Here is a 7,586-nt window from a genome sequence, read left to right on the forward strand (position 1 = left end):
GGTGGAGTGGTGCGTCGGCCAACCTGACGTTCCGCGGAACGCTGGACGCGCCGCCGGCGTGCACGGTCGATGCCGGCAACACGATTGAAGTCGATTTTGGTGATGTCGGGGTAAAGCGTGTCGATGGTGAGAAATACCGCAGAGGGGTCGGCTACACCATCAGTTGTGGCACCGATACGCTCCCCTGGTTGCTGAAACTGAGTGTTAACGGCACCCCCACAGGTTTTGACGGCGCAGCGCTACAAACCAGTGCCTCGGACCTGGGCATTCGGATTTTTCAGAACAGCCTGCCGTTCCTCCTCAATACGCCCATGGACATAACCCTGTCGTCACCGCCGGTATTGGAAGTTGTGCCCGTCAAACGGCCAGGTGCAATTCTGGCCCCCGCAAGCTTTACGGCGGTGGCCACGCTGCTGGCCGAATACGAGTAGGAGTTGAGTTCATGCACCATCAACGTGTTTCTAAGGGGTGGCCCTACCCCGTGCTGGCACTGGCACTGACCCTGGGACTGACCGCCGAGGGGAAAGCGGCGGACAACCTGAGATTCAAGGGCAACCTGGTTGAAGAGGCCTGCACGATTCGCCCCGGCGACGAGGCCATAACCCTTGAACTCTGGGACGTGACCAGCAAGCACCTCTACATCAATACACGCACACAAGGTAAGGGTTTCAAGGTGCATTTGGAGGCGTGTGACACCACGATTGGCAATACGGTGACGATCACATTGAGCGGTAACGAAAACCTGGCGCTTCCCGGTTTGCTCGCACTCGATGGTGGCAGCGGCGCGTCAGGGATTGGAGTCGGTATCGAGACACTGGGCAACAAGCCGTTGCCCTTGAACACCGTCAGCGACAAGCAGGTGTTGAGCGATGGCAGCAACAGCATCGAGCTCAAAGCCTATGTGCGGGGCGAGCCCCAGGCCATTCGGGATGAAACCATCGGGCACGGCGCGTATACGGTGACGTCCACTTTTACGCTGGACTATCCCTAACCAACCTCAGGCTTGAACAGCCGTGGGAAAACCTGTTGCTGCGGGTCGATTCTGCGCGAGATGAGCGCGTAATCGGCCTCCAGGCAATCAGAACAATGAGATTCCAAAATGAAACGACTCTATGGCGCCCTGGTGCTGCTTGTGCTGTTGGGTGTTACCCCCACCGCGCGAGCAGCGGATTGCCGCGTGAATGGCGGGCCGTGGCAAACGGTGAATCCTGGCGGGACCATAAGCTTGCAGATCCCGGTGAATGTGCGACTTGGCAGCGACACCACCCGCATTCTCCTTGAGGGTGCGAACATCGAATGCAAATTCACATCGTTTGGTGGCCCAGCATGGTTACAGGACTATTGGGCAACCTCGACACAAGTCGGTCCCGCCTGGACCCCCGGCCCAAAGTTCAGCAACCAGGGCACCGGCCTGCGAATAAACGGGGCCTATCTGAACACGCCCGTCCCGGACGGTATTCGGATACTCACCATACCCAACAACGCAGTGGGTTACCCGCTCGCCGTAACCCCCTATATTTTGATCCGCAACAATCCGACGAACCCTATCGACATTCGAATAGGCGACACCCTCGGAACGTTACGTCTGAATCAGACAAACAATTATGACGCCGGCAGGACGGGGCTCCTACTCGCGTACATCGCCGCCAACAACTTCACCGTCTCGCCGTCAACGTGCACGATCAACAATAACAACCCGATCGAGATCAACTTCGGCGACGTGCATCAACGAGCAATAGGTACCGACCCTCTCACAACGTCTGTCAGCACCAACCGCAGGCTCACCTACTCATGCCCGGATGGCGGGATTAATACGCCGATCACCATCACTTACAAAGGCACGCCGACGTCATTCAACAATCGGTTGCTGACGATGACCCACCCGGACGTGGGCACGGCCCTTGTTCGTGCCGGCTCTGCGGTTCAAGTCAACGGTTCATTCCTGACTCGCATTACCAACAGTGGAGGTGGCGACGATGTGACGTTTTCGCTGGTTCGGCGAGCGGGGTCTCTGCCTGCCGCTGGAGCCATAAGCGGCAGCGGCGTACTCGTGATGGGGGTGCCATGACCTGCGCGCCTCAACACCCTTTATAGAAGGAACAAGAGATCAACATGAAACGACTTTATACAACCCCTGTGCTTATGATCCTGATAAGTGCAAGTACGGCCGCGCTGGCCGTCGACTGTCGAGTCAATGGCGGGCCTTGGCAGAATGGCAATCCCAACTTGCAGGTCCCCGTTACGGTGGCTTTGAGCGCAGACCGCAGTCGGATTTTTCTGGAAGGGGCACGGTTGGAATGTCGCTTTACCTACAGTGGAGGTCCCGCCTGGCATGCGGACTACTGGTCATCCGGAAGCGCAGCAGGCACCGCCTGGACGCCTGGCCCCAAGTTTGCCAGCGAAAGCACCGGTTTGCGCATCAACGGCGGGTTCTACAACACGCCTGTTCCGACGGGTATCGGGATAGTCACCGTCCCCAATAACGGGGTCTTTTACCCGATCAATGTCACACCCTACATTCTGATACGTAACTATCCGGCCAATCCGTTCGATGTTCGAATAGGCGATAACCTCGGCCTGTTGCGCCTCACCAGTTCAAACAACTACGACGGCACCCGTCCGCAGCTCACCGTCACGTATACCGCTGCCAACAACTTCACCGTCTCGCCGTCAACATGCACGATCAACAATAACAACCCGATCGAAATCAACTTCGGCGACGTGCATCAGCGGGCAATAGGTACCGATCCTCTCACAACGTCTGTCAGCACCAACCGCAGGCTCACCTACTCATGCCCGGATGGCGGGATTAATACGCCGATCACCATCACTTACAAAGGCACACCCACCGCATTCAACAATCGGCTGCTGACGATGAGCAATCCGGACGTGGGCACAGCCCTTGTCCGTGCCGGCTCTGCGGTTCAAGTCAACGGCTCGTTCCGTACCCAGATCACCAACAGCACGGGAGGCGATGACGTGACCTTCTCTCTTGTTCGGCGTGCGGGGTCTTTGCCCGCTGCCGGGTCCGTCAGCGGCAGCGGCGTACTGGTGATGGGGGTGCCATGACACGCACGAGCGGCTAAGCTCGATTGCCAGGGGTGGCGCGCAGTCGCAAATCATATTTCTGCGACTGCACGACAGGTGGCAGTTCGCTATACTCTTGCGTCAACGCCCCACGACAGTGTCAGCGCCCTTCCCTTAGCCCCTCGACGACGACCCAATACATGAACAAGATTCTGCCACTGACTGCGGTACTGGCGCTCGCCGGCTGCACCACGACCTCCGACACTTACCTGAAGAACGGCGAACAAGGCCTGACCATTGACTGTTCGGGTGAGGCCAATTCGTGGGCCAGTTGCTACGAAAAAGCCGACGCCTCCTGTGCAGGCACCGGCTACCGCATTGTCGGCACTGACGGCACGCCATCGCTGAAAGAAAGTGACAAGACCCTGGGCAAAGACGTCGGCAACTTCAAAAGCCGCAGCGTCGTTGTGGTCTGCAAGTAAGCCGCAGGCTAAAGGTGAATTTCAGCGAACTTGATCCCCAGGTCGCGCAATAGCTCGATCAGGTCATCCAGGCGCGGGAACGACTCGACTTCATCCTGATCATCCACCAGGAAGTAACTACGCCCGCCGCTTTTTTTGAAGAAGACGATCCACTCGCCCAAGTCGGCAGGATTTTGAATGACGTGCGTGGCCGATATCTGACTCTCGGCATAGCGGGCTTTGACATGTTCACGTTTCATGGCGGTTTTCCGAAAAAGACAAATGCCGCGCAACTTCAAGGCTTGCGCGGCATTTTTTGCATTGAATACCCGACAGTTTAACGGATGCCTTGGCCGATCAACACGCCATCAACGGTTTGCCCGTACAAATTGACACCATCATTGGCGTGAAACTTGTCGCGCGTTTTCTCCACGGAGCCTTCCACCAGGCGTGGATCCTGTGGCCGTTCATGGCTGTTGACATAGGCGGCGACATCCCAGGCTTGCTGGTCGCTCAAGCTGCCGCCCTTGCCCAATGGCATATTGTGCTTGATGAAAGACGCTGCAGTATTGATTCGGTGCATGCCGGCGCCCCAATTGTAGGAGTCCTTACCCCATAGCGGCGGCATGACGTAGCCGTCACCGACCTTCTGCCCCTGCCCCTCGGCGCCTGGCATACCGCACATTGCCCTTGATAGACCTCGGCGCCCTGACCCAGGTTATAACCTTTGGCCGGTTGCGCCACATCGGGGTAACCGCGCCCCGGCAGCTCTACGCCCAAGGGGGCCTTGCTTGCCAGCCAGTAGGCATACACAGACAACGCGGTAATCTGCGGGCTGTCCGCCGCAGGCGGTGTGCCGCCGTTCATACTGAACTGAAAGCAACCCTGCAAACGCTCGGCGAAGGTGTTGACCTTGTCATTCTTCTTTCGATAAGCGGGATACATCGGGTATGCGCCCCACAGCGGTGCCGAATTAGCCAGCCGGCCCTGGTCCAGATGGCAGTTGCTGCAGTTCAGCCCGTTACCGACAAATTGCGGCGCCAGGCGTTTGGTATCGACGAACAGCGCGTAACCCTGCCTGACTAATTTGCCATAGGCGTTGTCAGGCAATTCACTTTCTTCAGGCGGTTGGAATTGATGGGTGGCCGAGTGCGCAGCGGACGGCTGCAATTGCGACTGGTCTTCCATGGCGATCGTGGCGGCATGGGTCGGCAAGGCGAGCAGTAGGCTCAGCACGGCAGCAAACATGCACGGCTTCATGGCTTGACCTCCGGGCTCAACGACGCGAAGTAGTGGGCGACGCCCTGCACTTCCTCGGCGGTAAGGGACTTGGCAATATGGCCCATCAAGTCATTGGGGTCATTGTGGCGAGTGCCGTTCTGCCAAGCAGCCAGCTGCGCACTTAAATAAGCGGCTGGCTGGCCAGCCAGCGGTGGAAACGCATCGCCGACACCCGCTCCGGCAGGCCCATGGCAGCTGACGCAAGCCGGAATCTGCCGCTCCCAGGCGCCTTGCAATGCGAGCTTTTGCATTGCGTTGCCAGGCATTTCGCTGCGGTGCGCCGTGGCGGGGGCCGGGAATGGCAGCGCTGCCACGGCCTGGCTGACCGCAGCGATTTCGGCTTCAGTCAACGCCTTGGCCAGCGGCTCCATCACTGGGTTGCTGCGCGCGGCACTGCTGAAGTCCACCAATTGTTTACGCACGTACTCGGCCGGCAAACCCGCCAAGCGTGGGAACCCGGCTGCAGGGAGCCCCAGCCCGTCGGGGCCATGGCAGGCCACACAAGGCATCGCGCCCGGCTGTGAGCCACCCTGGGTAAAAATCTGTTTACCATCCTGCGCGTGGGCATTGCCCAACAGCAACAGCAGCGCGCCACCGATAAAAACGCGTCCCAGAGACATCATCACCGCTCCATTTTTATAGTTATAAGCTTAGCTCACCAGCGCATAAGCCTACAGATGGTAGGGTAATGACGTTCTCGCTTCAACAGCCAAAATCCGCAAAAAAAAGCCCAGCCCTGCATCGGCAGGGCCAGGCTTTTTTATCGGATTAAAGTGTGTGCGATGAGCCAGGGGCTCAGCCGGAAATACACGCTTCCGCAGCTTTCTTCACGTCGCCCGGGCGGATCGGTACATTGGACATGCTCTCATAGAGCTTGATGCTGCTACCGCTTGAACGTTCTTCAATTTCAAAGATTGCCGACGGGTCAGCCGAGAATTTTTGCGGCACAATCACCTGAACACCATCCTTATGCGGCTCGATCTGGGGTGGGCGCCGGGTTTCGGCCAATTTGCGTACCACACACGCGGCATATTCCGCAGGCTTCTTCCCTGAAATGACCACCAGCGTTGGCGGGGTCTGCTTGATATCTGCAACCGAAGCACACCCACCTAACGCCAAGGCCAGAACCAACACACTCCACTTCATACTAAAACCTCCGATAAAGACCGTACGACAGCGTAGAGAGAAAAAATCTCCCGCCGATGTAGGATTTATCTCTGAAAACACGGTGAAAAACTGTTTTAAATTGTCGAAGTCGTCGACGACGACCCGATAATAAACTCGCTGGGGCTGATAAACTCCATCTTAACCTACGTATCGTTCTGATTTTTCAGAAAAAGCCCTTCTGGAGACACCCCATGAAATTCATCCACCAGCGCGAGCATCTCAACGAGGGCGACATCGTTGTCATCGAATGCTCGCAAACCTGCAACATTCGCCTGATGAGCGACGCCAACTTTCGCAGCTTCAAGAACGGTGGCCGCCACACCTACCACGGCGGCGCATTCGACCAATTCCCGGCAAAAATCACCGCACCCAGCACCGGTTTCTGGAACATTACCTTGGATGTGGTAACGCGCCGTGCCATCAGCGTTACGCGCAAACCGGCGTTGTCCCACAAAATTCGCATCGTTCGTCGCACCAGCACCAAACTGAGCTGACCCGAACACTCGATAGGAAAGAGCTGTGACTACCACGACCAAATACGTCATCAAGTACAAACTCAACGGCGAACGCCGCTTCGAATTCGCGCAGTTGCAGAGCAACGACGTTGAAGAGGCCAAGCAAGCGTTGGCGAAAATCCACGACGCGACTGACGAAATTACCGACATCAACGTGAGCAAGGCGTTGTAAGTCATGCCAGGCCCTACTGCCGATCTATTCGCCGATGACGCCCTGCAACAACCTGGCGGGCGCGAACAGATTGGCGAAGAGTCCTACGTGTTACGGGGCTATGCCCTGCACTGGATTGAGCGCTTATTACCTGAGCTGCGACGGGTACTGGCCCAATCACCCTTTCGGCAGATGGTTACGCCCGGCGGTTTTACCATGTCGGCGGCACTGAGCAGTTGCGGCGAACTGGGCTGGACCACCGACAGTTCCGGCTATCGGTACAGCCGGTTTGACCCACGCAGCCAGCAACCCTGGCCAACGATGCCCGACGCCTTGCGCGAATTGGCTGTGCTCGCGGCACAAGAAGCCGGTTTCATCGACTTTGCCCCGGATGCTTGCCTGATCAACCGTTACGTGCCCGGCGCCAAGATGTCCTTGCACCAGGACAAGAACGAACGCCGCTACAGCGCTCCGGTTGTTTCGGTGTCCCTTGGCCTGCCGGCCATTTTCCTGTTCGGCGGCCATGAGCGCAGTCACCGCACGCAGAGGATCTCGTTGTTTCATGGCGATGTGGTGGTCTGGGGCGGCGTCGATCGTTTACGTTTTCATGGGGTGATGCCGATCAAGGAAGGCGTGCATCCGATCATGGGCTCGCAGCGCATTAACCTGACGTTTCGCACCGCTGGCTAATTTGACCGCAAGCTTCAGAGTGCCCATGGTGATCGGCATGGTTAATCTGCCCATGACCCGTCAAGAGTGCAGGCCATGAATAACGAACAAGACCCTCGCTGGGCGGCCATCGTCGCCCGTGACGCCAAGGCCGACGCTCTGTTTGTCTACGGCGTAAAAACCACCGGCGTGTATTGCCGCCCCAGCAGTGCCTCACGTTTGCCACGCGCGGAAAACATCGAGTTTTTCGACACGCCGACGCAAGCCGAAGCGGCCGGTTACCGGCCACGCAAACGCGCCTGTGGTGAACAGACC

At 57.8% G+C, this 7,586-nt stretch carries 12 protein-coding genes and 1 pseudogene; 9 read left to right on the forward strand and 4 right to left on the reverse strand.

Annotation, left to right across the window (positions count from 1 at the left end; translation table 11 throughout):
- The 5 genes from E0F99_RS27625 to E0F99_RS27645 form a co-directional block, all read left to right on the forward strand.
- Positions 1–431: fimbrial protein (locus E0F99_RS27625; RefSeq protein WP_130909047.1), on the forward strand; the 431-nt coding region annotated here is incomplete at its 5' end.
- Between the two features lie 11 nt (positions 432–442).
- A complete protein-coding gene (locus E0F99_RS27630) occupies positions 443–991 on the forward strand; it encodes a fimbrial protein (protein ID WP_083358324.1) in 549 nt (182 codons plus the stop codon).
- A 108-nt stretch (positions 992–1,099) separates the two neighbouring features.
- Positions 1,100–2,068, forward strand: a complete 969-nt coding sequence (locus E0F99_RS27635; RefSeq protein WP_083358323.1) for a fimbrial protein — start codon at positions 1,100–1,102, stop codon at positions 2,066–2,068.
- Between the two features lie 44 nt (positions 2,069–2,112).
- Positions 2,113–3,069 carry a fimbrial protein gene (locus tag E0F99_RS27640; protein WP_083358322.1) on the forward strand — a complete coding sequence of 319 codons (957 nt, stop codon included), beginning with the start codon at positions 2,113–2,115 and terminating at the stop codon, positions 3,067–3,069.
- A gap of 158 nt (positions 3,070–3,227) precedes the next feature.
- A complete protein-coding gene (locus E0F99_RS27645) occupies positions 3,228–3,509 on the forward strand; it encodes a hypothetical protein (RefSeq protein WP_083358321.1) in 282 nt (93 codons plus the stop codon).
- 8 nt (positions 3,510–3,517) lie between these two features.
- Here E0F99_RS27645 and E0F99_RS27650 read toward each other — a convergent pair whose 3' ends face one another.
- The 4 genes and pseudogenes from E0F99_RS27650 to E0F99_RS27665 all read right to left on the reverse strand — a co-directional run bounded on the left by E0F99_RS27650 (position 3,518) and on the right by E0F99_RS27665 (position 5,915).
- The gene (locus E0F99_RS27650; protein ID WP_083358320.1) at positions 3,518–3,748 is read right to left on the reverse strand and encodes a hypothetical protein; all 231 of its coding nucleotides are present in this window, start codon (positions 3,746–3,748) and stop codon (positions 3,518–3,520) included.
- A 77-nt stretch (positions 3,749–3,825) separates the two neighbouring features.
- Positions 3,826–4,748: pseudogene (locus E0F99_RS27655) on the reverse strand (c-type cytochrome).
- The gene (locus tag E0F99_RS27660; RefSeq protein WP_083358319.1) at positions 4,745–5,392 is read right to left on the reverse strand and encodes a c-type cytochrome; all 648 of its coding nucleotides are present in this window, start codon (positions 5,390–5,392) and stop codon (positions 4,745–4,747) included. Before E0F99_RS27660 ends, E0F99_RS27655 begins: the two are co-directional and overlap by 4 nt.
- A gap of 172 nt (positions 5,393–5,564) precedes the next feature.
- Entirely contained in the window at positions 5,565–5,915 is a 351-nt protein-coding gene (locus E0F99_RS27665; protein ID WP_083358318.1) for a hypothetical protein, read from the reverse strand.
- A 212-nt stretch (positions 5,916–6,127) separates the two neighbouring features.
- Between E0F99_RS27665 and E0F99_RS27670 the strand changes: the two genes are divergently transcribed.
- From E0F99_RS27670 to E0F99_RS27680, 4 genes are all read left to right on the forward strand, one after another.
- On the forward strand, positions 6,128–6,430 hold the full coding sequence (locus tag E0F99_RS27670; protein ID WP_034119651.1) for a DUF1883 domain-containing protein: 303 nt from the start codon (positions 6,128–6,130) through the stop codon (positions 6,428–6,430).
- A gap of 25 nt (positions 6,431–6,455) precedes the next feature.
- Positions 6,456–6,623: a hypothetical protein gene (locus tag E0F99_RS30170; RefSeq protein WP_165447648.1), complete on the forward strand. Its 168-nt coding sequence runs from the start codon at positions 6,456–6,458 to the stop codon at positions 6,621–6,623.
- Between the two features lie 3 nt (positions 6,624–6,626).
- The gene (gene alkB / locus E0F99_RS27675) at positions 6,627–7,292 is read left to right on the forward strand and encodes a DNA oxidative demethylase AlkB (RefSeq protein WP_083358317.1); all 666 of its coding nucleotides are present in this window, start codon (positions 6,627–6,629) and stop codon (positions 7,290–7,292) included.
- Positions 7,293–7,367: 75 nt separating this feature from the next.
- Positions 7,368–7,586: Ada metal-binding domain-containing protein (locus E0F99_RS27680; RefSeq protein WP_278045764.1), on the forward strand; the 219-nt coding region annotated here is incomplete at its 3' end.

The organism is Pseudomonas antarctica (genome assembly GCF_900624995.1).
Classification (GTDB): domain Bacteria; phylum Pseudomonadota; class Gammaproteobacteria; order Pseudomonadales; family Pseudomonadaceae; genus Aquipseudomonas; species Aquipseudomonas antarctica.